This window comes from Teichococcus aerofrigidensis (assembly GCF_054073225.1).
Map to the genome: position 1 here is coordinate 1 of NZ_JBSXMU010000023.1, position 20754 is coordinate 20754.

Annotated in this window: 15 protein-coding genes, 2 pseudogenes and 1 riboswitch; of the genes and pseudogenes, 12 read left to right on the forward strand and 5 right to left on the reverse strand. The window is 70.3% G+C overall.

Translation table 11 applies throughout. From position 1 onward, the window contains the following. The 3 genes and pseudogenes from ACVMLK_RS07490 to ACVMLK_RS07500 form a co-directional block, all read left to right on the forward strand. A pseudogene (locus tag ACVMLK_RS07490) lies at positions 1-465 on the forward strand (CCA tRNA nucleotidyltransferase); the annotation flags it as partial. 62 nt (positions 466-527) lie between these two features. Beyond that, on the forward strand, positions 528-1082 hold the full coding sequence (locus ACVMLK_RS07495) for a DUF1269 domain-containing protein (protein ID WP_198365507.1): 555 nt from the start codon (positions 528-530) through the stop codon (positions 1080-1082). Positions 1083-1242: 160 nt separating this feature from the next. Continuing rightward, positions 1243-2586: an MFS transporter gene (locus tag ACVMLK_RS07500; RefSeq protein ID WP_457486038.1), complete on the forward strand. Its 1344-nt coding sequence runs from the start codon at positions 1243-1245 to the stop codon at positions 2584-2586. Positions 2587-2640: 54 nt separating this feature from the next. On the opposite strand, the pseudogene metE reads toward ACVMLK_RS07500, so the two are convergent. Then, positions 2641-5001, reverse strand: a pseudogene (metE, locus tag ACVMLK_RS07505) (5-methyltetrahydropteroyltriglutamate--homocysteine S-methyltransferase). Positions 5002-5105: 104 nt separating this feature from the next. After that, a riboswitch (cobalamin riboswitch) is annotated at positions 5106-5370 on the reverse strand. A gap of 97 nt (positions 5371-5467) precedes the next feature. On the opposite strand from metE, the gene ACVMLK_RS07510 reads away from it, so the two are divergent. After that, positions 5468-7240 (forward strand): ABC transporter ATP-binding protein, encoded by a 1773-nt coding sequence (locus tag ACVMLK_RS07510; RefSeq protein ID WP_198365504.1) that lies wholly within the window; start codon positions 5468-5470, stop codon positions 7238-7240. Between the two features lie 12 nt (positions 7241-7252). Here the strand turns inward: ACVMLK_RS07510 and ACVMLK_RS07515 are convergent, their stop codons facing one another. Both ACVMLK_RS07515 and ACVMLK_RS07520 read right to left on the reverse strand, forming a co-directional pair. Then, positions 7253-7921, reverse strand: coding sequence for a tyrosine-protein phosphatase (locus tag ACVMLK_RS07515; RefSeq protein WP_457486039.1), 669 nt, complete (start codon positions 7919-7921; stop codon positions 7253-7255). Positions 7922-7985: 64 nt separating this feature from the next. Further along, the gene (locus ACVMLK_RS07520; protein ID WP_457486040.1) at positions 7986-8894 is read right to left on the reverse strand and encodes a LysR family transcriptional regulator; all 909 of its coding nucleotides are present in this window, start codon (positions 8892-8894) and stop codon (positions 7986-7988) included. Positions 8895-8981: 87 nt separating this feature from the next. Here ACVMLK_RS07520 and ACVMLK_RS07525 point away from each other — a divergent pair, with 87 nt between their 5' ends. Further along, positions 8982-9413, forward strand: a complete 432-nt coding sequence (locus ACVMLK_RS07525; protein WP_457486041.1) for a PACE efflux transporter — start codon at positions 8982-8984, stop codon at positions 9411-9413. Positions 9414-9628: 215 nt separating this feature from the next. Here ACVMLK_RS07525 and ACVMLK_RS07530 read toward each other — a convergent pair whose 3' ends face one another. Continuing rightward, a complete protein-coding gene (locus tag ACVMLK_RS07530) occupies positions 9629-10429 on the reverse strand; it encodes an IclR family transcriptional regulator (protein ID WP_457486042.1) in 801 nt (266 codons plus the stop codon). 253 nt (positions 10430-10682) lie between these two features. Here ACVMLK_RS07530 and ACVMLK_RS07535 point away from each other — a divergent pair, with 253 nt between their 5' ends. Genes ACVMLK_RS07535 through ACVMLK_RS07565 form a run of 7 tightly spaced genes read left to right on the forward strand, consistent with a single transcriptional unit; the run spans position 10683 to position 20020 of the window. Continuing rightward, positions 10683-12023 carry an LLM class flavin-dependent oxidoreductase gene (locus tag ACVMLK_RS07535; RefSeq protein ID WP_198365499.1) on the forward strand — a complete coding sequence of 447 codons (1341 nt, stop codon included), beginning with the start codon at positions 10683-10685 and terminating at the stop codon, positions 12021-12023. A gap of 3 nt (positions 12024-12026) precedes the next feature. After that, a complete protein-coding gene (locus ACVMLK_RS07540) occupies positions 12027-13385 on the forward strand; it encodes an LLM class flavin-dependent oxidoreductase (protein WP_457486043.1) in 1359 nt (452 codons plus the stop codon). A gap of 58 nt (positions 13386-13443) precedes the next feature. Further along, positions 13444-14982 carry an ABC transporter substrate-binding protein gene (locus ACVMLK_RS07545; protein WP_198365497.1) on the forward strand — a complete coding sequence of 513 codons (1539 nt, stop codon included), beginning with the start codon at positions 13444-13446 and terminating at the stop codon, positions 14980-14982. A gap of 4 nt (positions 14983-14986) precedes the next feature. Next, positions 14987-15934, forward strand: coding sequence for an ABC transporter permease (locus ACVMLK_RS07550; protein ID WP_198365496.1), 948 nt, complete (start codon positions 14987-14989; stop codon positions 15932-15934). Beyond that, on the forward strand, positions 15931-16785 hold the full coding sequence (locus ACVMLK_RS07555) for an ABC transporter permease (protein WP_457486044.1): 855 nt from the start codon (positions 15931-15933) through the stop codon (positions 16783-16785). The genes ACVMLK_RS07550 and ACVMLK_RS07555 overlap by 4 nt, the downstream gene beginning before the upstream one ends. Further along, entirely contained in the window at positions 16782-18638 is a 1857-nt protein-coding gene (locus ACVMLK_RS07560) for a dipeptide ABC transporter ATP-binding protein (protein WP_457486045.1), read from the forward strand. The genes ACVMLK_RS07555 and ACVMLK_RS07560 overlap by 4 nt, the downstream gene beginning before the upstream one ends. A 23-nt stretch (positions 18639-18661) precedes the next feature. Beyond that, positions 18662-20020, forward strand: a complete 1359-nt coding sequence (locus ACVMLK_RS07565) for an LLM class flavin-dependent oxidoreductase (protein ID WP_198365493.1) — start codon at positions 18662-18664, stop codon at positions 20018-20020. A 79-nt stretch (positions 20021-20099) separates the two neighbouring features. Here the strand turns inward: ACVMLK_RS07565 and ACVMLK_RS07570 are convergent, their stop codons facing one another. Then, complete coding sequence (locus ACVMLK_RS07570) at positions 20100-20738, reverse strand: SDR family NAD(P)-dependent oxidoreductase (RefSeq protein WP_457486046.1); 639 nt, start codon at positions 20736-20738, stop codon at positions 20100-20102. Between the last annotated feature and the right edge of the window lie 16 nt (positions 20739-20754).

Genomic DNA, 20754 nt, shown 5'->3' on the forward strand with positions numbered 1-20754 from the left:
GGCCCGATGCTGCGCCTCGCCGCCCTGCTGCCGCCCGAGGGCGGGACGGCGGCCGCCCTGGCCACGCGCCTGCGCTTCTCGGGCGAGGAGGCGAAGCGCCTGCGCGCGCTGCTCGAGACCCCTCCGCCGGCACCGGATCTGCGGGAGGCGGCGCTGCGCCGCTGGCTGGCGGAGCTGCCGCCCGGCCTGGCCACAGACCGTGCCCTGCTGGCGGAAGCGCGGGACGGCGCCGACCGCGCCGCCCTGCGCGCCCGCATCGCCGCCACGCCGCGCCCGGTCTTTCCCCTGCAGGGGCGGGATGTCCTGGCGCTCGGCGTCGCTCCGGGCCCGGCGCTCGGCCAGGCGCTGGCGGCGGCGCGGCGCTGGTGGGTCGAGGATGGCTGCCGCGCCTCCGCCGAGGAAAGCCGCGCGGCGCTGGCCGGACTGCTGCGCAGCACGCCCGGCGGAGGTGTCACGCAATCATGACGTAACCGGGAGGCGGCAGCGGACCTAAGCTCCCCGTATGAACGCCGGAGGAGCAGCCTGATATGTCTGAACTGATCGTCGTGGGCTTCGACAGCCCGACCGAGGCCGACCGCGTGCTGGGCGAGCTGGTCCGCATGAAGAAGGAGTATCTGGTCGACCTGGAGGATGCCGTGGTCGCGGTGCGCGACGGCGACGGCAAGGTGAACCTCAAGCAGAGCATCAACCTGGCGGCGGTGGGTGCCGCCTCGGGCGGGCTGTCCGGCGCCCTCTGGGGCTCGCTGGTCGGGCTGCTCTTCCTCAATCCCCTGGCGGGGCTGGCCATCGGCGGCTTGGTCGGCGCCGGAACCGGCGCCATCTCCGGCTCGATGACGGATTACGGCATCGATGACGGCCTCATCAAATCCCTGGCCGACACCATCCCGCCCAACAGCTCGGCGCTCTTCGTGCTGGTCCGCAAGGTGCAGCCCGAGAAGGTGCTGGCCGAGCTGAAGGGCGTGCGGGGGCGGGTGCTGCGCTCCTCGCTCTCCCCCGAGCAGGAGGCGAGGCTGAGCCAGGCCATCTCCAGCGGGTCCATCTCCAGCGGGGCCACCTCCGGCAGCACGCCCCCCGCCGCCTGAGGACGGGCCATGGGGGGCGGGCCAGCCCCGCCCCCGATGCAGGGCTGCATCAAGCAGCCGCTGCTGGAATCGCGAGCCCGGCGACTTAAAATTACCGCCTGGGCCGCCTGCTTGAAACGAACCGCATCGGTCCGCCTTCCCGCGCGATTGGCAGAGAGCGATGACCGAGCCCAGCAGATCCTCCAGCACCCGTAGCCTGTCGCGTCAGGATCTACGCACCCTCATCCTCGCCTCGCTTGGCGGCGCGCTCGAGTTCTACGACTTCATCATCTTCGTCTTCTTCGCCGCCGCCATCAGCCACCTGTTCTTCCCGCCCGGCATGCCCGACTGGCTGCAGCAGTTGCAGACCTTCGGCATCTTCGCCGCCGGCTACCTGGCGCGGCCGCTCGGCGGCCTGGTCATGGCGCATTTCGGCGACAAGCTCGGCCGCAAGCGCATGTTCACCTTCTCCATCTTCCTGATGGCGGTGCCGACGCTGCTGATCGGCCTGACGCCGACCTATGCGACGCTGGGCTATGCCGCGCCGATCCTGCTGCTGATCTTCCGCATGATGCAGGGGGCCGCGATCGGCGGCGAGGGGCCGGGCGCCTGGGTCTTCGTCTCCGAACATGTGCCGCCGCGCCATGTCGGCCTCGCCGTCGGCATGCTGACCGGCGGCCTCACCGGCGGCATCATGCTGGGCTCGCTGATGGCCACCGCCATCAACACCGCCATGACCCCCGCCGAGGTCGCCGCCTGGGGCTGGCGCATCGCCTTCCTGATCGGCGGCGTCTTCGGGCTGCTGGCCATGTACCTGCGCCGCTTCCTGCGCGAGACACCGGTCTTCGAGGAGATGCGCCGCCGCGCCGAGCTGACGCGCGACCTGCCGATCAAGCGGGTGCTGGCCGGGCACGGCCGCGGCGTGGCGATCTCCATGCTGATGACCTGGATGCTGACCGCCGCCATCGTGGTCGTCATCCTGATGACGCCCACGCTGCTACAGAAGCTGCACGGCCTCACCCCGGCCGAGACGCTGCGCGGCAATCTGGCGGCGACCTTCACGCTGAGCGTCTCGGCCATCCTCTGCGGCTGGCTGCTGGACCGCTTCGGCAGCATCCGGGTAGGCATCGCCGGCGGGCTGGCGCTGCTGGCCACCACCTACGCGCTCTACATCGGCGCCGGTCTGCGGCCCGATCTGCTGGTGCCGCTCTACGCCCTGGCCGGCGTGGCGATCGGCGGCATCACCGTGGTGCCCTTCGTGATGATCCACGCCTTCCCGCCGCCGATCCGCTTCACCGGCGTCTCCTTCGCCTACAACGTGGCCTATGCGATCTTCGGCGGGCTGACGCCGCTGCTGGTCTCCGGCCTGGTGGCGATCGACCCTCTGGGCCCGGCGCATTACGTCGCCGCCGTGGCGCTGGTCGGCATCGTCACCCTGCTGGTGAACGGCCGCCCCGCGGCCTCCGCCCTGCCGGCCGCCACGCCAGCCCCCCTGCCGGGCGAGGCCCGGACCGCCGCCCGCTGATCCCTCCCTGGACGGGGCCATGGCGGCCCCGCCCCCTCTCCGGCGCGCGCCCGCTCAGGCTGTGCCGGTCCCGCTTCCCCCCGCCTCGGCGCGGAGCGTGCGCGCGGCGGCGACCATGTGCTCCAGCGCGGGGCGCACCTCCTCCCAGCGGCGGGTCTTCAGCCCGCAATCCGAGTTGACCCAGATCTGCCAGTCGGCCAGCCGCCTCCGCGCCAGCCGAAGCAGTTCCGCCATCTCCGCCGCCTCCGGCACGCGCGGGCTGTGGATGTCCCAGATGCCGGGGCCGATCTCGGCCGGCCAGGCCGCCTCCTCGCCCCCGCCCGGACGGGGCGCGAAGGCATCGAGCAGCTCCATCCGGCTGCGTGTCGTCTCGATCGAGATGGCATCGGCATCCATCGCCGCGATGGCGGGCAGGATGTCGTTGAACTCGGAGTAGCACATGTGGGTGGGGATGGCGGTGTCGTCCCGCACCCCGGCCGTGGCCAGGCGGAAGCTCTCCACCGCCCAGTCCAGATAGGCCTGCTAGGCCGCGCGGCGCAGCGGCAGCCCCTCGCGGAAGGCCGGCTCGTCGACCTGGATCACGGCGATGCCGGCCGCCTCCAGCTCCGTCACCTCGTCCCGCAGCGCCAGGGCGATCTGGCGGCAGACCTCGGCGCGCGGGATGTCGTCGCGCACGAAGGACCATTGCAGCATGGTCACCGGCCCGGTCAGCATGCCCTTGACCGGCCGCGCGCTGCGCGACTGCGCGTAGGCCGCCCAGCGCACCGTCATGGACCCCGGCCGCGCCACGTCGCCCCAGATGATCGGCGGCGCGACGCAGCGGCTGCCGTAGGACTGCACCCAGCCATGCCGGGTGAAGGCGTAGCCGTCGAGCTGCTCGCCGAAGTACTTCACCATGTCGTTGCGCTCGAACTCGCCATGCACCAGCACGTCGAGCCCGACCTCCTCCTGCCAGCGCAGGGCCTCGTCGATCCAGGCCTCGACCCGCCGCTCGTAGCCCTCCGCGTCCAGCGTGCCGCGCGCCAGGGCGGCGCGGGCCTGCCGCACCTCGGGCGTCTGCGGGAAGGAGCCGATGGTGGTGGTGGGAAAGTCGGGCAGGCCGAGCCGTGCCCGCTGTGCCGCGCGGCGGGCCGGGAAGGCGCCGGCGCGCCGGGCCATCTCCGGCGTCACGGCGGCGAGGCGCGCCCGCACCTCGGGCCGGTGCGCGGCGGCGCTCTCCGCCCGCCCCTGCCGCGCCCGGTCGCTGGCGGCCAGGGCCTGGGCGATGGCGGCCTCGCCCTCGTCCAGGCCGCGTGCCAGGGCGGCCACCTCCTCCAGCTTCTGGGTGGCGAAGGCGAGCCAGGACCGTACCGCCGGGTCGAGCCCCCGCTGGCCCTCCCCGCCCTCCTGCGCCAGATCGACCGGGACATGCAGCAGGCTGCAGGAGGGGGCGACGATCAGCCGCCGTGTCCCCCGCCGCTCCGCCACCCGCCGCAGGGTGCCCAGCGCCGCGCGCAGGTCGCAACGCCAGACATTGCGGCCGTCCACCAGACCGAGCGACAGCCAGCGCTCCGGGGGGAGCAGATCGAGCGCCGGCTCCAGGTCGGCCGCGCCGCGAACCAGGTCGAGATGCAGCCCGGCCACCGGCAGGCTGGCGGCGGTGGCCAGATTGTCGGCCATCGGGCCGAAATAGCTGGTCAGCAGCAGGTCGGGCGTGGCGCCCTCCGCCAGGGCGGCATAGGCGCGGCGGAAGGCCTCGCGCGCCGCCTCGGGGAGATCGAGCGCCAGGGCGGGCTCGTCCATCTGCACCCAGGCGCAGTTCGCTGCGGCCAGTTCGCCCAGGAGCCTGGCATAGAGCGGCAGCAGGCGGTCCAGCAGGCCGAGCGGGTCCGAGCCGTCCTCCGTCTTGCTGAGCAGCAGGAAGCTGACCGGGCCGAGCAGCACCGGGCGGGTGCGCAGCGGCAGGGCCTCGCGGAAGGCCGCCAGGGGGCGGTTCTCCGTCAGCTCGAAGCGCTGCCCGGCGGAGAGGCGCGGCACCAGGTAGTGGTAGTTGGTGTCGAACCACTTGGTCATCTCGAGCGCCGGCAGGCCGGCCGCGATGCCGGCGGACCGCTCGGCCGCGGTGCCACGCGCGCCGCGCGCCAGGGCGAAGGCGGTCGCGAGCGACACCGGCCCACCTCGCCAGCCATAGCCCTCGGGGATGGCGCCCAGCATGCCGGCAGTGTCGAGCACCTGGTCGTAGAGCGCGAAATCGTTGCTCGGGATGTGGCTGATGCCCTGGCCGGCCTGGAGCTGCCAGTGCCGCTGGCGCAGGCCCCGCGCGGCCTCCAGCAGACCGGCCTCGTCCAGTTCGCCCGCCCAGTGCGCCTCCAGCGCGGATTTCAGCTCGCGCCGGGCGCCGATGCGGGGGAAGCCCAGATTGGCGGCGACGGTCATGCGCCGCCCTCCGGCCGGGCGGTGGCGGTGGCCGGGCCGGAGGGGCCCCGTTGGAAGGTCGTCATGCTCTCGGTCCTGCCTCCGGTTCACCCCGCCCGGCGGCCTGGTCTGGTGCGACGCCGGCAGGTCTCCTGGCTCGCGGCGTTCCGGGGCATGGCGCCCAGGACACCGCCGGCCCGGCCTTCCCGCGCGCCCCGGAGGGTGGCGCAGTGGCCCGCCGCGGAGGCTTCCACGGCGAATGGGCCAGCGGCACGCCGCTGACAGTTGCGGGGGCAGCCGCCGACTGGCTCCCGGGCGCGATGGCCCGGCCGGAGCGCACGGCGTTCCCTTTTCACCCGCTCGCGCGGGACCGGCGACACATAAAGATATACTTATGTTAAATAGATCTGGCAAGCCGGCTCCAGTGGCCACCGGTCCGGACAGAAGCCCCTTTGCCGCCGCCCCCGAAGGCTCTAAGCGCGGCGGCATGGCCGCTGCCCTTCCGCCCCCCGAGACCACCCGCGCCCTGACCGCCCGCCTCTGGCGGCATTATGTCCGGCATCACAAGGGCGGCATCCTGCTCGCCCTGGTCTGCACCGGGGCGCTGGCGGGGCTGACCGCGCTCTATCCGCTGGTCATCCAGCAGGCCTTCGACCTGTTCACCGCCGGCGACGGGCGCATCGTCTGGCTGATCCCGCCGGCCATCATCCTGCTCACCGCCGCGAAGTCGCTGGCGCAGTACGGCCAGGCCATCTCGGTGCAGGCGGTGGTGCTGCGCGTCATCGAGCGCATCCAGAACGACCTGTTCCGCGCCCTGACCCGCACCGACCTCGCGCTGGTCGCGCATGACGCCCCGGCCCGCCATGCCGCCCGCTTCACCGCCGATGCCCAGGCGATCCGCGAGGCGCTGACCAAGGCGATCAACGCCCTGGCCGACGGGCTCACCGTCATCGGCCTCGCCGCCGCGATGGTCTGGCTGGACTGGCACATGAGCCTGATCCTGGCGGTCATCTATCCGGTGGCGGTGGTGCCGGTGATGAAGCTCGGCAAGCGCATCCGCCGGGCGTCGAGCGGCATGCAGGCGCGCGTCGGCGACACCGCCGCCCTGCTGACCGAGAGCTTCGCCGCCGCCCGCGTGGTCCGCACCTACGGACTGGAGGCGCAGGAGGAGCATCGCGCCGGCCGCGCCTTTGCCGATCTGCGCGAGGCGCTGCTCTCCATCGCCCGCACCCGCGCCAAGCTCGACCCGATCCTGGAGGCGCTCGGCGGCGTCGCGGTCGCCGGGGTGCTGGCCTTCGTCGGCTGGAAGGTCTCGACCGGGCGCGGCACGGTGGGCGAGTTCACCGGCTTCATCTCCGCGCTGCTGCTGGCGACGCGGCCGATGCGCTCGCTGGGCGCGCTGAACGCGGCCCTGCAGGAAGGCTTCGGCGGGCTGATCCGGGTGTTCTCGGTGATGGACCGGCGCCCCGCCATCACCACGCCGGACGGCGCGCCACCGCTGCCCGAGGGGCCGGGGCGGCTGGTGCTGGAGCATGTCGGCTTCCACTATCCGGGCGGCGACGCGGCCGCCCCGCAGGCGGCGCTGGAGGATCTCTCGCTCACCGCCGAGCCGGGGCAGACGGTGGCGCTGGTCGGCCCCTCCGGCGCCGGCAAGTCCACCGCCCTCGCCCTGCTGCCACGCCTCTACGACCCGACGGCCGGGCGCATCACGCTGGACGGCGCCGAGATCCGTTCCGTGACGCTGGAGAGCCTGCGCGGCGCCATGGCCTATGTCGGGCAGGACGCGGTGATCTTCGACGACACGGCGCTGGCCAACATCGCCTGCGGCCATCCCGGCGCCGGGCGGGCGGAGGTGGAGGCGGCGGCCCGCGCCGCCGCCGCGCACGACTTCATCGCCGCGCTCCCGCAGGGCTACGACACGGTGCTCGGGCCCGGGGGCTCGCGCCTCTCGGGCGGGCAGAAGCAGCGCATCGCCCTGGCCCGCGCCCTGCTGCGCAATCCGCGCGTGCTGCTGCTGGACGAGGCGACCAGCGCGCTGGACGCCGAGAACGAGGCCGCCATCGGCCGGGCGCTGGAGAGGCTGCGGGCCGGGCGCACCACCCTCGTCGTCGCGCACCGCCTGGCGACGGTGCAGGAGGCGGACCGCATCATCGTCATGCAGGAGGGGCGCGCCACCGAGAGCGGCACCCATGCCGAGCTGATGGCGCGGGACGGGCTCTATGCGCGGATGGTGCGGACGCAGGCCTTCGCGGCCGGCTGACGCCGGCGCCGCCTATTCCCGCCGCAGGATGCCGTCGACCAGCCGGTCGGCCCAGGGGCGGCTGCGGAAGGCGGCGCGCAGCGCGTCCTCGTCATAATCCTCCCGCACCCAGTCGAGGAAAGGCTTGGGGCCGTGCTGCCGCAGGAAGCGGGCATAGTCCCGGAAGAAGGCATCCAGGATGCCGGTCTTGCTCGCCGGGACGTGGCCGTGGCGCCAGGAGAGCTGGCGCATCGCCTCCTCCACCGGCCGGCCCTGCAGCATCAGCCAGAGACCGGCCGCCAGACCGGTGCGGTCGGCGCCGGACTTGCAATGGATCAGCACCGGCTCCGGCAGCTCGCCGAAGATCCGCGCCAGGCGCAGGATGCGGTCGCGGTGCGGCGCGCCGCGCGATTCCAGCGGCGCGTCGACATGGGCGAGGCCCAGCTCCGCGGCCATGGCGCGCCCCAGCGCGTCGGAGCCGCAGGCCTCGCGATGGCCGCGCAGGTTCACGAGGCTGCGGATGCCGAAGCGCCGCACGGCGCGGCGCAGCTGCCAGGGGCTCGGATGGTTGGAGCGGTAGAGCCGCCCGGCCTCGACCACGCCCCAGTTGCGCCAGCCGAGGCGCAGCAGGGCATGATCGACGAGGAGGCTGTTGATCCAGGCGGCGCGGCGCCCGGCGGCGGAGGTCAGGTCATGGGCCACGCCGCAGGGTATGGCGAGGCCGGCCCGCCGGGGCAAGATGGAAGGCGGATCGGGACCGCGCCCCTCAGCCGCGCCGGGCCACCCGCGACAGCGCCTCGCGCCCCGCCGCCGCGAAACGCTCGCGCAGCCAGGCGGCGGCAGGGCCGCGCGGCCGCTGCTTGTGCCACACCAGCTCCAGCGCCACCGGCCAGTCGCCCTCGTCGAACTCGAGGTCGGGCGTCACCAGGTCCGGCGCGGCGGGCGAGGCGGCGATGACGTGGTCGGAGACGAAGGCCCAGCCGATGCCGTGCTTGACCATCTCCAGGATCACCCAGTGGCTCTCCACCCACCAGACCTCGGCCGCCACCCGCAGGCGCCGCTTCTCCGGCCCGGCGCCGCGCGCGGCGACCAGGATCTGCCGGTGCCGCTTCAGCTCCTCCCATTCGACGCGGGCCTTGGCCAGGGGGTGCTCGCGGCCGCAGACCAGCTTGAGCGGCACCCAGCCGATCGTCTGGAAGCCCAGCTCCGGCGGCAGGACCTCCGGGCGCCACATGACGCCGAGATCCGCCGCCCCGTCGCGCACCAGCCGGCTGACATCCTCCATCAGCGGGAAGAGCAGCTCCAGCTCGACATGCGGGAAGCGCCGGGCGAACGCGGCGAAGAGCGCGCCCAGGGCATGCTCGGGGTAAAGCTCGTCGATGGCGACGACCAGCCGGTTCTCCACCCCGCGCTCCAGGCTGCGCGCCACGCCGATCAGGTGTTCCCGCCGGTCGAGCACCACGCGCGCCTCCAGCAGCAGCCGCTCCCCCGCCGGGGTCAGCGACGGCACGCGGCCCGCGCGATGGAACAGTGCCACCCCAAGGTCGATCTCGAGATTGGCGATCTGGGTGCTGACGGCCGACTGCGCCTTGCGCAGCCTGCGGGCGGCGGCCGAGAAGGACCCTGCCTCCGCGGCCGCGACGAAGGCCTGGAGCTGCTCCAAGGACAGGGTCATCCATCTGATATCCGGATAGGTGCCAACTTGAGCCCCGGCATATCACAGATAAAAGGCGGCGCCCGACCCTGGAATTCCGAGACGACCATGCGCAGCACCCGCGACCGTATCCGCCACGCCATCCTCTTCGAACTCATCGGCCTCGCCCTGATCATTCCCCTGGGCAGCCTCGTCCTCGGCCTGCACGGCACCGACATGGGCGTCATCGGCCTCGGCAGCGCCATGGCGGCGACGGCCTGGAACTACGTCTACAATCTCGGCTTCGACCATGCGATGCAGCGCTTCGCCGGTCATACCCGCAAGGGCATCGGGCTGCGCGTCGCCCATGCCCTGCTCTTCGAGGCCGGCCTCATGCTGGTGCTGCTGCCGCCGATCGCCTGGTATCTCGGCATCAGCCTGGCCCAGGCCTTCATGATGGACCTGGCGATCGTCGCCTTCTACCTGGTCTACACCTTCGCCTTCAACCTGGCCTATGACCGGGTCTTCCCGCTGCCGGCCTGGACGCCCGCCGCAACCTGAGCCGGATCGAGCGCACGGCCGAGGAAACCCGGCGTGGCCGGCGCGGCGCGGCGCGCGTTTCCGCCAGGGCCGGACCCGCGCCGTCCTTCCTCAGCGGATCACCGGTGTCCTGCGCGAGCGTCCGGGCATCGCGGCCTCCATTCACAACGCCATTACACCGGCGATAAAGCCTCGGACGCCGCGACCTTCAGCGACGACGCGCCATGCGGCCACGCCTAGCTTCTCGCGATGCAGGCCCGGGAGATGGATTGCGCCGCCTCCATCACCATGGGTGCATAGCGCTGCTCAACCTCGGCCGGCGTCATGCGCGATCGCAGGGCCGCGATGTTGATGGCGCCCAACGGCTTCCCATGCACATCGCGAATGACCGCGGCGACGGCGAGGTCGCCATGGTAGATCTCCTCGAAAGCCGCGGCGAAGCCACGCCGGGCCGCCAGGGCAACCTTCTGCATCAGGGGTTCCATCCGCCAGACCGTCATCTCTGTCAGCGGCTTGCGGTCGCAGGCCTGCAGGATCCGACGCGCCTCCTCCTCCGGAAGAGCCGAGAGGATGGCGATACCGGGCGAGGTGCAATAGACCGGATGCCGGGAGCCCACGCTCACATCGATGTTCAGCACCTGTCGCCCGACCATGCGGGCGATGAACAACACCTCCGTTCCATCCCGTAGGCTGAGATTGACGGTCTCGCATGTCTCGGCGCTCAGGTGCTGCAGATAGGGTCGCGCGGCAGCAAGAAGGGGATCGGTGCCCATGAAGCGGCTGGCGAGATCGAGCACCGGCGCAGCAAGGGAGAAGCGCCGGCTGCGCAGGTCCTTGCGCAGGTAGCCCAGGCCGACGAGCGTGTGCGCATAGCGTTGCGCCGCGCTGCGATCCAGCCCGGTGGCGGCGGCGAGCTGCGTCAGGCTCAGGGTCGGATTGCGCCTGTCGAAGGCCAGCAGCATCGCGAAAGCCTTGCCCACCGATCGCACCAGCAAAGGATCGCGATCGATCGTCCCGACGACGACGTGGCCCGGCATTCCTGCTTCCCCTCTTACTCCCGCCGCATGCTGCACAGCTTCATATCGCATTGCAATAACCTGCGTTGCGATGCAATTTTCCGCTTCCCAGCCTCGGGCATTTTCGCTGATCTTGCCGGGCGGGAAGGCAAGCACAGCACTGGCATGGCGGTGGCATCCTCGGTCAAGGCCGCAAGGACAGCCTCGCTCCTCACACGCCGCGGCCCCGCGCCGCGCGCCAGAAGGGAATGTCACGACCGTGCGGACGCGGCAGATGCGGCTGGGCCTTTCGATCGCCAATCTCGGCTATCATTACGCGGCCTGGCGCCACCCCGGCGTTCCGGCCGACGGCAACATGCGCCTCGAGCACTTCCGGCGTTGCGCCGAGATCGCCGAGCGAGGCCGCTTCGATCTGATCTTCCTGGCGGACTCCTCCGCTGTGCGCGATCTGGACAACCCCGCCATCGCCCGCGACCTGGAGCACCAGCTCGTCAAGCACGAGCCGATGGCGCTGCTCGCCGCCATGGCGACCTGTACCCGGCATGTCGGCTTGGTCGCAACGGCCTCAACGACCTACAACCATCCCTACAATCTGGCCCGGATGTTCGCCACGCTCGATCTGCTGAGCAGCGGGCGCGCCGGGTGGAACATGGTGACGGGGTTCTCCCTCGACGAGGCAAGGAACTTCGGCCTGGACCGCGTCCTGCCCTCCGACCACCGGCATGAGCGCGCCGCCGAGTTCCTCGAGGTCTTTCAGGGTCTGCATGACAGCTTCGACGACGGTGCGATCCTCATCGACAAAGCGCGCGGGATTTTCTTCGACCGCGAGCGGATGCACCTGCTGCGGCACAAGGGCAAGCACTTCTCCGTCGCCGGTCCACTCGACGTGCCGACATCGCCGCAGCGTCAGATCCCGGTCTTCACCGCCGGCGACAGCGACAACGCGCAGGAGCTGGCCGCGCGCTGCGCCGATGTGGTCTATGGCGGCCAGCCGGACCTGGAATCCGCGCGTGGCTACTACGCCTCGCTGAAGCGTCGCCTTCCGAAGTACGGCCGCAGCGAGTCCGACCTGCTGGTGCTGCCCGGCATCATGCCCTTCGTCGGCCGCACCATGGCCGAGGCGCGCGACAAGTTCGACCGCATGCAGGAGCTGATCCTGCCGCGCCTCGGCCTCGGCCTGCTCGTGGTCAACGGATTCCCTGATTACACCGGTCACGACATCGATGGTCAGATCCCGGACATTCCGCTGCCGGACAACCGCAAGGGACATTTCTCCTCTCCCTTGCTGGAGAAGGTGAAGCAGGACGGGCTGACCATCCGCCAGCTCTACGAGAAGGTCTCGGCGGGGTTCTGGCACATGGGTGTGGTGGGCACTCCGGAAAGCATCGCCGACCTGATGGAAGAGTGGTTCACCACCGGCGCAGCCGACGGCTTCAACATTCAGTCGCCCTGCATTCCCGTGGATTCGGAGGACTTCGTCGCGCTGGTGATCCCGGAGTTGCAGCGCCGCGGCCTGTTCCGCACCGAATACGAGGCGAAGACGCTGCGCGGCAATCTCGGCCTGCGGCCCGCCGTCAGCCGCCACGCCCATGCCCTGGCCGCCGCGGGAGCTTGAGTCATGAGCAAGCGCATGATGCGACTGGGCCTCTCGGTCGCCAACCAAGGCTACCACTATGCCGCCTGGCGCCTGCCGGAGAGCCCGGCGGACAATGGCCTGTCGTTAGCGCATTATCGTGAATGCGCCGAGATTGCCGAACAGGGACGGATGGACTTCCTGTTCTTCGCTGATCAGGCGGCAATGCGGAACCAGGATGATCCGCGGATCCGCCGCGACATGGAGCAGGGGCACCTGAAGCTGGAGCCGACGCTGCTCTGCGCCGCACTGGCTGCCGTGACGCAGCATGTCGGCTTCGTCATCACCGCCTCGACCAGCTACATGGAGCCCTACGCGCTGGCGCGGCGACTGGCTTCGATCGACCATCTCAGCAAAGGCCGCGCCGCCTGGAACCTGGTGACCAGCACCAGCCCTGACGAGGCGCGCAACTTCGGCCAGCAGGACCCGCAATCCTCCGAGGTTCGGCATGAGCGCGCGGCCGAGTTCCTGTCGGTCATGCGCGGGCTTTGGGACAGCTGGGACGATGACGCGTTCCTGCGCGACAAGGCGAGTGGTCGGTACTTCGATCGCGCGAAGGTCCACTTCCTCGATCATGAGGGCGCCCACTTCAAGGTCCGCGGTCCGTTGGACACAGCCCGGCCGATCCAAGGCTCGCTGCCGGTCTGCACCGCCGGCACTTCCGCCAATTCGCGCGACTTCGCGGCGGCGCGGGCCGATCTGCTCTACAGCGCACAGCCGACGCTGCCGCTGGCGCAGGACTACTACGCCGCGGTCAAGCGGCGCCTCGCCGCCCATGGCCGCCCCGATCACGCCCTGAGGGTGATGACCGGCATCATGCCGGTTGTCGGCCACACTGAGGAGGAGGCGCGCCAGAAGTTCCAGCGCGCGCAGGATCTGCTCGATCCGCGCGTGGCGCATGGCATGCTGCTGATCAACCATTTCCCGGATCTCAGTCACCTGCCGCTGGATGCGCCGGTGCCGGAGATGACAATGGCCAGTCATCACAACACGCCCGGCCGCGATGCGAGCTTCACCCAGACCATGATGGAGCGCGCGCGGCGCGAGCGGATGACGGTGCGCGACCTTTTCGCCGCTATCTCGGCCGGCTTCTGGCACCTCGGCGTGATCGGTACGCCGGACACCGTCGCGGACACCATGGAGCAATGGTTCACCGAAGGCGCCGCCGATGGTTTCATCATCCAGCCGCCCTGGCTGCCCACCTCCGCACGTGACTTCGTCGAACTCGTGATCCCGGAGTTGCGGCGCCGTGGCCTGTTCCGCACCGAATACGAGGGCGACACCCTGCGCGAGAACCTCGGCCTGCCGCCCGTGCCGAGCCGCCACACGCAGAGCGCCGCCTGACGCCTGACGACGACAGCCCCCCCTTAGGAGAGATCGTGCCGCCATGATGCCGCCGCGAATGCCGAACCTCATCCTCTCCCGCCGCGTGATCCTGGGCGGCGCCGCCGCGCTGACCGGCGCCGCCCTGCTGCCGGGCCGCCGCGCCTATGCGCAGTCCGGCGTGGTCCCGCGCAAGGGCGGCGTGCTGCGCTTCTGCCGCCCCGACCCGCCCGACATGCTCGACCCGATGGCGACGAACTCCTTCTCCGGCATGGAGTTCTCGCAGATGGTCTACGACAACCTCGTGATGCTTGATGCCGACGCGCAGCCACTACCCTGGCTGGCCACGGCCTGGGAAGGGCTGAAGGACGGACAGGAGTGGCTGCTGACCCTTCGCGAAGGCGTGCGCTTCCATGACGGGCAGACGCTGACCTCGGCCGACGTGGCCGCGACCATCGAGCGCTCGATTGACAAGTCCCGCGCCGGCGCCGGCTTCGGCGCCTTCGGCCCGGTGCAGTCGGTGGCGGCCGAGGGGCCGACGAAGCTCCGCGTCACCATGACCATGCCCTTCGGCGAGTTCCCCGTCGTTCTTGCCTATCGCGCCTGCCGCATCCTGCCCGCCCGCGGCATCGATAGCCTGCGCGAGACACCCAATGGCACCGGCCCCTTCCGCTTCAAGGAGTTCCAGCCGGGCAGCTCCATCACTGTCGAGAAGTTCGATGGCTACTGGAACCCGGATGTGCAGCATCTGGACGGCGTGCGCATGGTCTTCATCCGTGAGGCCGTAGCCATGCAGGCCGCCATGCGCGGCGGGCAGGTGGACCTCATCACCCAGATCCCGCTGGAAACATACCTCGTCATGCGCCGCCTGCCGGGCTTCAAGGCCCATTCGGCGCCGACCGGCGACTACCACACCATCCAGATCATGGGGAACAAGGAGCCCTTCACAAACCCGAAGGTGCGGCAGGCCTTCCAGTACATTCCCGATCGCAAGGCCATCGTTGCCGCCGCGCTCTTCGGCCAGGGCGTGCCGGGCAATGACGTGACGCTGCCTCCCGGCAACGTCTACCTGCCGCAGCTTCCCGTGATCGAGCAGGACCTGCCGCGCGCAAGGAAGCTGCTCGATGAGTCCGGCGTCAAGGAGTTGAGCATTGACGCCTATACGACCAGCGACCGCCAACCGGCACCCAAGATGGTCCTCGCCTTCTCCGAGGCCGCGTCCAAGATCGGCATCACCGTCCGGGTGCGCGACATCCCCTATACAGAGTACGCGGCGAACGTTGCGCGCAAGATGCCGATGTACTCCTCCTACTTCTCCGGCTCCGCCACGCTGTACGACGGGGTCTACAAGATCCATCACAGCAAGGCGATCTACAACTACGGCAACACGGAGGTGGCGCCAGGTCTGGACGCCAAGCTCGACGCAATGATCGCCGAGGTGGACCTGGCGAAGCGCAAGCAGGTCGCCGGCGAGGCATTGAAGTTGATCCAGGCGCACAGCGATCGCATGGTGCCTTACTTCCGCAACTACGTCGGCGTCACCTCGGAGAAGGTGCAAGGCTTCGAGCCGCCGAAGTACGGCACGATCGAGACCCGCGGCATCTGGCTGAGCGCCTGAGCCGATGCAGGCACTGGGCTTCATCCTCCGTCGGACGTTGCTGCTGGCGGTGGTGCTGCTGGTCGTGTCGCTGCTGACCTTCGGCATCGTCAACGTGCTGCCGGGCGACGTCGCGACCGCCGTACTCGGCGACATGGCGACACCGGAGCAGGCTGCGGCGCTGCGCGAGCGCCTTGGCCTCGACGAGCCGCTGGCCCAGCGATACCTCGCCTGGCTCACTGCCCTGCTGCAGGGTGACTTCGGCACTTCGCTGCAGCACGGCCAGCCCATCGCGCCCCTGCTGATGGGACGGCTCGGCAACTCCGCCATTCTGGGCCTGCTGACGCTGACCATCGCGGCGCCGCTGGCTGTCGCCCTCGGCATCGTCGCGGCACTCCGGCCGGGCGGGCTGCTCGATCGCCTCATCGGAGCCATCGCCGTCGGCGCCTATGCCCTGCCGGAGTATGTCATCGGCCTGCTCGCCATCCTCGCCTTCAGCATCTGGCTTCCGGTTCTTCCTGGCACCAGCCTGATGGATCCCAACGAGAACCCACTGGCGAGGCCGGAGGCGCTGGTGCTGCCCGTCTGCGTCCTGATCACCGGTATGCTGGCCTTCATCAGTCAGATCACCCGTGCCAGCATGATCCAGGTCATGGCCAGCCCCTATGTGCGCACCGCCATCCTGAAGGGGGTGCCCTTCCGGCGCGTGGTGCTGAAGCACGCCTTGCCCAACCTGCTGCCGCCTACCATCACGGAGATCGGCATGTATCTAGGCTACGTCATCGGCGGCCTGGTAGTCGTCGAGACGCTGTTCTCCTATGCGGGGCTCGGACAGCTGGTCACCAACGCCGTCAGCTACCGCGACGTGCCGGTCATCCAGGCCACGGTCCTGCTGGTGGCCGCCGCCTACGGCATCGGAAATCTCCTGGCCGATGTCGTGGCACTGCTGCTGACACCGAGGTTGCGGGCGTGAGCGGGGCTGCGCCGAGCGCCCGCCGCCTCGTCCCTGGCATCCGGCCGGGCGATCTGCTTGGCGCCTTCATCGTGCTGGGCATGGCTGTTCTGGTGGTCCTCGGGCCCTCGCTCTCGCCGCTCTCGGCGACCGAGTTCGACCCGCTGCACGCGCTGGAGCCGCCCAGCCTGGCCTTTCCCTTCGGCACCGACGAGTTCGGCCGTGACGTCTTCTCCCGCGTGCTGACCGGCGCCCGCCCCACCCTGCTGCTTGCCATGGCCGCCGCAGCGCTCGGCGTCATGCTCGGCACCGTCACCGGCCTGGCTGCCGGCTACCTTCGCGGCGCGGCCGACGAGACCATCATGCGCATCATGGACGCGCTGATGTCCTTCCCCGGCCTGATTCTCGCCATGCTGGTGGTGGTCATGCTGGGCCCCGCGCCGATCAATGTCATCGCTGCCATCGCCCTTGTCTTCTGGCCACGATCGGCCCGGCTGGTTCGCAGCATCACTGTGGATCTCGCCACCCGCGAGTTCATCGAGGCCGCCCGCTCGCGCGGCGAGAGCCGGCGCTTCATTCTCTTCCGCGAGCTGCTGCCCAACGTCCTGCCCATCATCGTCGTCGACTTCTCGCTGCGGGTGACATCCGGCATTCTGCTGGCTGCCTCGCTGGCCTATCTCGGCATCGGCGTGACGCCGCCGACCCCGGCCTGGGGGCTGATGGTGAAGGACGGACAGCAGTTCATCGAGATCGCGCCCTGGCTGGTCATCTATCCCTGCCTGGCCATCGCGCTCGCCTCAATCGGTACCGTGCTCCTCGGCGAGCGGCTGCGCCACAGGCTTGCCCTGCCGGGCGGAGGAAGGATGCGGTGAACGCCATAGGCCAGCTTGCTCCGCCCGTCCTGGATGTGCGCAACCTCTCCATCACTTATGGCCCGCTGCGCGCCGTGCGCGGCGTCTCCTTCAGTATTGCCCCGGGCGAGGCGCTGGGGCTGATCGGGGAGAGCGGCTCCGGCAAGAGCAGCGTTGCCTATGCGGTGATGCGCTACATCAAGGGCCAGGCCACCGGCACGGTGCGGGTGGATGGCCAGGACATCATGACCCTTTCCGAGCCGGCCCTGGCGCGTATGCGCGGCCGCACCGCCGCCATGGTCTACCAGGACCCGATGAGCGCGCTCAATCCGGCCATCAAGGTCGGCGAGCAGATCGCCGAGGCGATCCGCCTGCACAGGGCCGCGGACAGGTCCACCGCCTGGACGCGTGCCGTCGCGCTGCTGGAGCGAGTGCATCTGCCGCACCCCTCCGAGATCGCGCACCGCTACCCACACCAGCTCTCCGGCGGACAGCAGCAGCGCGTCGTCATCGCCATGGCGCTCGCCTGCCAGCCGCGCCTCCTGATCATGGATGAGCCGACCACCGGCCTCGATGTCACGACCGAGGCGGTGATCCTCGAGCTTGTGAACGAGCTGCGCCGCGAGACCGGCGTGGCGGTGCTGTTCATCAGCCACAACATGGGCGTCGTCGCGCAGGTCTGCGACCGGGTCGGCGTGCTCTATGCCGGACAGCTCATCGAGGAGGGCACGACGCAGCAGGTGCTGCGCGCGCCGCGCCACCCGTATACCGTCGCGCTGATGCGGGCCATGCCTGCGATCGGGGGGCCACGCCGGCGGCTTGCCGCCATTCCCGGCCGGCTGCCGGACCTGCGCGCACCGCCAGTCGGCTGCGTCTTCTCCCCCCGCTGCGCCATCGCCGAAGCCACCTGCCACGATGTCATGCCGGAGCTGGATGCCGCCGGGCACGCCGGAAGCACGCATCACAGCCGCTGCCACTTCCAGGACGAGATCCATCAGCGCCTGCCGCCGGAACCGCTGATGGAGGAGGAGGCCGTGACCACGGCGGTGAAAGGCCGGCCCCGCTTGCAGATGGTGGATCTCTGCCGCAGCTTCCGCGGCCGCTCGGCGCTCCCGTTCCTGCGCGGTCCGGCGCCGGTGCGCGCGGTGGATCACGTGACGCTCGACATCCCCGCCGGGCGGACCCTCGCGGTGGTCGGCGAGAGCGGCTCGGGCAAGTCCACCCTGGCACGTTGTGTCGCCGGGCTGATCGTGCCGGAGGCAGGCGATATCCGCCTTGAGGAGGCAGTGCTGGAGCGGCTGGTGCAGCGCCGGCCGCGACCGGCGCAGCAGGCGGTGCAGTTCGTCTTCCAGAACCCGGATGCGGCGTTGAACCCGCACCGCACGGTGGCCGAGATCGTCGGCAGGCCGATGCAGCTCTATGGCGGCCTCGCCGGCAGGGCGCTGCGCCGGCGCGTCATCGAGCAGCTTGAATCGGTGAAGCTCGGCGAGCGCTACCTCGATCTCTATCCGCGTGAGATGTCGGGCGGCGAGAAGCAGCGCGTCTCCATCGCCCGCGCCTTCGCAGGCCATCCGCGCCTGGTGATCTGTGACGAGCCTACATCCGCGCTCGACATCTCCGTGCAGGCCGCCATCCTCAACGAACTCCTGGCGCTGCAGCGGCGGCATGGCACCTCTTACCTCTTCATCTCGCATGACCTTGGCGTGGTGCGGCATGTCGCGCACCACGTCGCCATCATGCGGCAGGGGCGGATTGTCGAGAGCGGCTCCCCCGCCGCCGTCTTCGGTGCCCCGCGCGAGGCCTATACCCGCGCGCTGATCGCCGCCATTCCCACGCTGGAACCCCGGCCGCAGCCGGTTTCGCTGCCGACCTGACAGGCAGAAAGGATAGATCTCGTATGCAGAAACGAAAGATGCGGCTCGGCATGTCCATGCGCGGCCTCGGCTATCACCCCGCCGCTTGGCGCCACCCGGACGTGCCGGCCGATGGCACGCTGCGCATCGAGCACTATGTCCGCACGGCCCAGGCGGCGGAGCGCGGCCTGTTCGACATGGTCTTCTTCGCCGATGGCATCGCCATCCGCGAGAAGGACCTGCCGCCCGGCTCGCTCGCCCGCTCCGGCTTCGAGCTTGCGGAGATGGAGCCGATGTCGCTGCTTCCCGCGCTTGCGATGGTGACGAAGCATGTAGGTCTCGTCTCCACCGCCTCGACCACGTACAACGAGCCGTTCCACATCGCGCGCAAGTTCGGCACGCTGGACCTCATCAGCAAGGGTCGCGCGGGCTGGAACATCGTCACCTCCTGGTCCGATGCGGAGGGTCGCAACTTCAACCGCGACCGGCATCTCGACTATGACACGCGGTACGAGCGCGCCGCCGAGTTCGTGGAGGTCGTCAAGGGTCTCTGGGACTGCTGGGAGCCCGGGGCACTGATCTATGATCGCGAATCCGGCCTCTTCTACGACGAGGACCGGATGCACGAGCTCAACCATGTCGGCAAGCACTTCAAGGTCAAGGGACCGTTGAACCTTGCGGACATGCCGCAGGGCCGCCCGGTGCTGTTCCAGGCCGGCGCCGCTGGGCAGGGCCGCGACATTGCCGCCGCCCATGCCGAGGTGATCTATGCCGCACAGGACACCATCGACGATGCCAAGGCCTATTATGACGACGTGAAGGGCCGGCTGGCGCGGCATGGCCGCGACTGGGACGAGCTGAAGATCATGCCGGCGCTGCGCCCGATCGTGGGTCGCACGCGCGAGGAGGCACAGGCCAAGTTCGACCGGCTGCAGGAGTTGCTCGATCCCCTGGTCGGGCTGGCGCGGGTCTACAACGAGTTCGGCGACCTGACCGGACACGATCTGGATGGGCCGGTCCCGGAGCCGCGGGGCGAGCCGCAGGTGCGCAGCGCCGCCGAGCGCATCCTGGCCCGCGCTCGCCGCCACAACCTCACGATCCGCCAGCTTTGCCGGCAGATGGCGGGCGAGGGGAATTCCTGCGTCATCGGCACCGCCAGCGACGTGGCCGACGTGATGGAGGACTGGTTCACCCGCGGTGCCTGCGACGGCTTCAACATCACGCCCAATCAGCTTCCCGGCGGCTGCGAGGACTTCGTCGAGCTCGTCACGCCCGAGTTGCAGCGGCGCGGGCTGTTCCGCACAGCCTATGAGGGCCGTACGCTGCGGGAGAATCTCGGACTGAAATGGCCGGTGAATCGCCACGTGGCCGCGCGGCAGGCCGCGGCCTCGGCCGCCAGGTAACCAGGGGCGAGACTGGTGGCGAGGAAAGCCATGGCGCCTCATGCGGGCTCTCCCTCGGGGGCGAGCGCGGCGCGGGAGATCAGCCAGCCGCCATCCACCACCAGCACCTGACGAAGGAGGCATCGTCGGACGTCGGAAAGGCGAACACCGAAGCGATCTCCTCCGGCTTGCCACTGCGGCGCAACGGCGTCGGCGTGAGCATGTTGGCCAGGTAGCGGGGATCCCTCAGATGATCCGCCGTCATTGACGTCTCGATCATGCCCGGCGCGACGGCGTTCACCTGAATGCCGTCCGGCCCCAGGTCGCAGGCCAATTGCCGGGTGAGCTGCGCGACGCCCGCCTTGGCCACCGCATAGGCCGCCGAGCCGGGGTAGCCTGCCAGGCCGAAGATGGAGGAGACATTGATGATCCGCCCGCCCGGGCGGACAAGGTGCGGCAGGCAATCCTGTGTCATGCGCAGCACCGCCTTGAGATTGGTGTCGATGGAGCGGTCGATGCGGTCGTCATCGGATTCCGCGAGCGGCCGGCGTCCGCCGATGCCGGCATTGTTCACCAGCGCATCCAGGCGTCCGAAGGCCTCCGGCGCGGCGGCGGCGAGCTTCGCCCCCGCCCCTTTTTCGTTGACGTCGAGCAGCAGCGCCGTGCCGCCGATCTCGCGCGCGACGGCTTCCACCTCCGCCGAGCGGTCCGTCTCCAGGACCCTGGCGCCCTCGGCCACCAGCCGGCGCGCCGTC

What these genes read in the sequence shown, in the direction of transcription:
- ACVMLK_RS07495 (WP_198365507.1), top strand. Translation starts at nt 528, where the DNA reads ATGTCTGAACTGATCGTCGTGGGCTTCGACAGCCCGACCGAGGCCGAC.
- ACVMLK_RS07550 (WP_198365496.1), top strand. Translation starts at nt 14,987, where the DNA reads ATGCAGGCACTGGGCTTCATCCTCCGTCGGACGTTGCTGCTGGCGGTG.
- ACVMLK_RS07510 (WP_198365504.1), top strand. Translation starts at nt 5,468, where the DNA reads ATGGCCGCTGCCCTTCCGCCCCCCGAGACCACCCGCGCCCTGACCGCC.
- ACVMLK_RS07545 (WP_198365497.1), top strand. Translation starts at nt 13,444, where the DNA reads ATGCCGAACCTCATCCTCTCCCGCCGCGTGATCCTGGGCGGCGCCGCC.
- ACVMLK_RS07530 (WP_457486042.1), bottom strand. Translation starts at nt 10,429, where the DNA reads ATGCCGGGCCACGTCGTCGTCGGGACGATCGATCGCGATCCTTTGCTG.
- ACVMLK_RS07540 (WP_457486043.1), top strand. Translation starts at nt 12,027, where the DNA reads ATGAGCAAGCGCATGATGCGACTGGGCCTCTCGGTCGCCAACCAAGGC.
- ACVMLK_RS07565 (WP_198365493.1), top strand. Translation starts at nt 18,662, where the DNA reads ATGCAGAAACGAAAGATGCGGCTCGGCATGTCCATGCGCGGCCTCGGC.
- ACVMLK_RS07535 (WP_198365499.1), top strand. Translation starts at nt 10,683, where the DNA reads ATGCGGCTGGGCCTTTCGATCGCCAATCTCGGCTATCATTACGCGGCC.
- ACVMLK_RS07520 (WP_457486040.1), bottom strand. Translation starts at nt 8,894, where the DNA reads ATGACCCTGTCCTTGGAGCAGCTCCAGGCCTTCGTCGCGGCCGCGGAG.
- ACVMLK_RS07525 (WP_457486041.1), top strand. Translation starts at nt 8,982, where the DNA reads ATGCGCAGCACCCGCGACCGTATCCGCCACGCCATCCTCTTCGAACTC.
- ACVMLK_RS07500 (WP_457486038.1), top strand. Translation starts at nt 1,243, where the DNA reads ATGACCGAGCCCAGCAGATCCTCCAGCACCCGTAGCCTGTCGCGTCAG.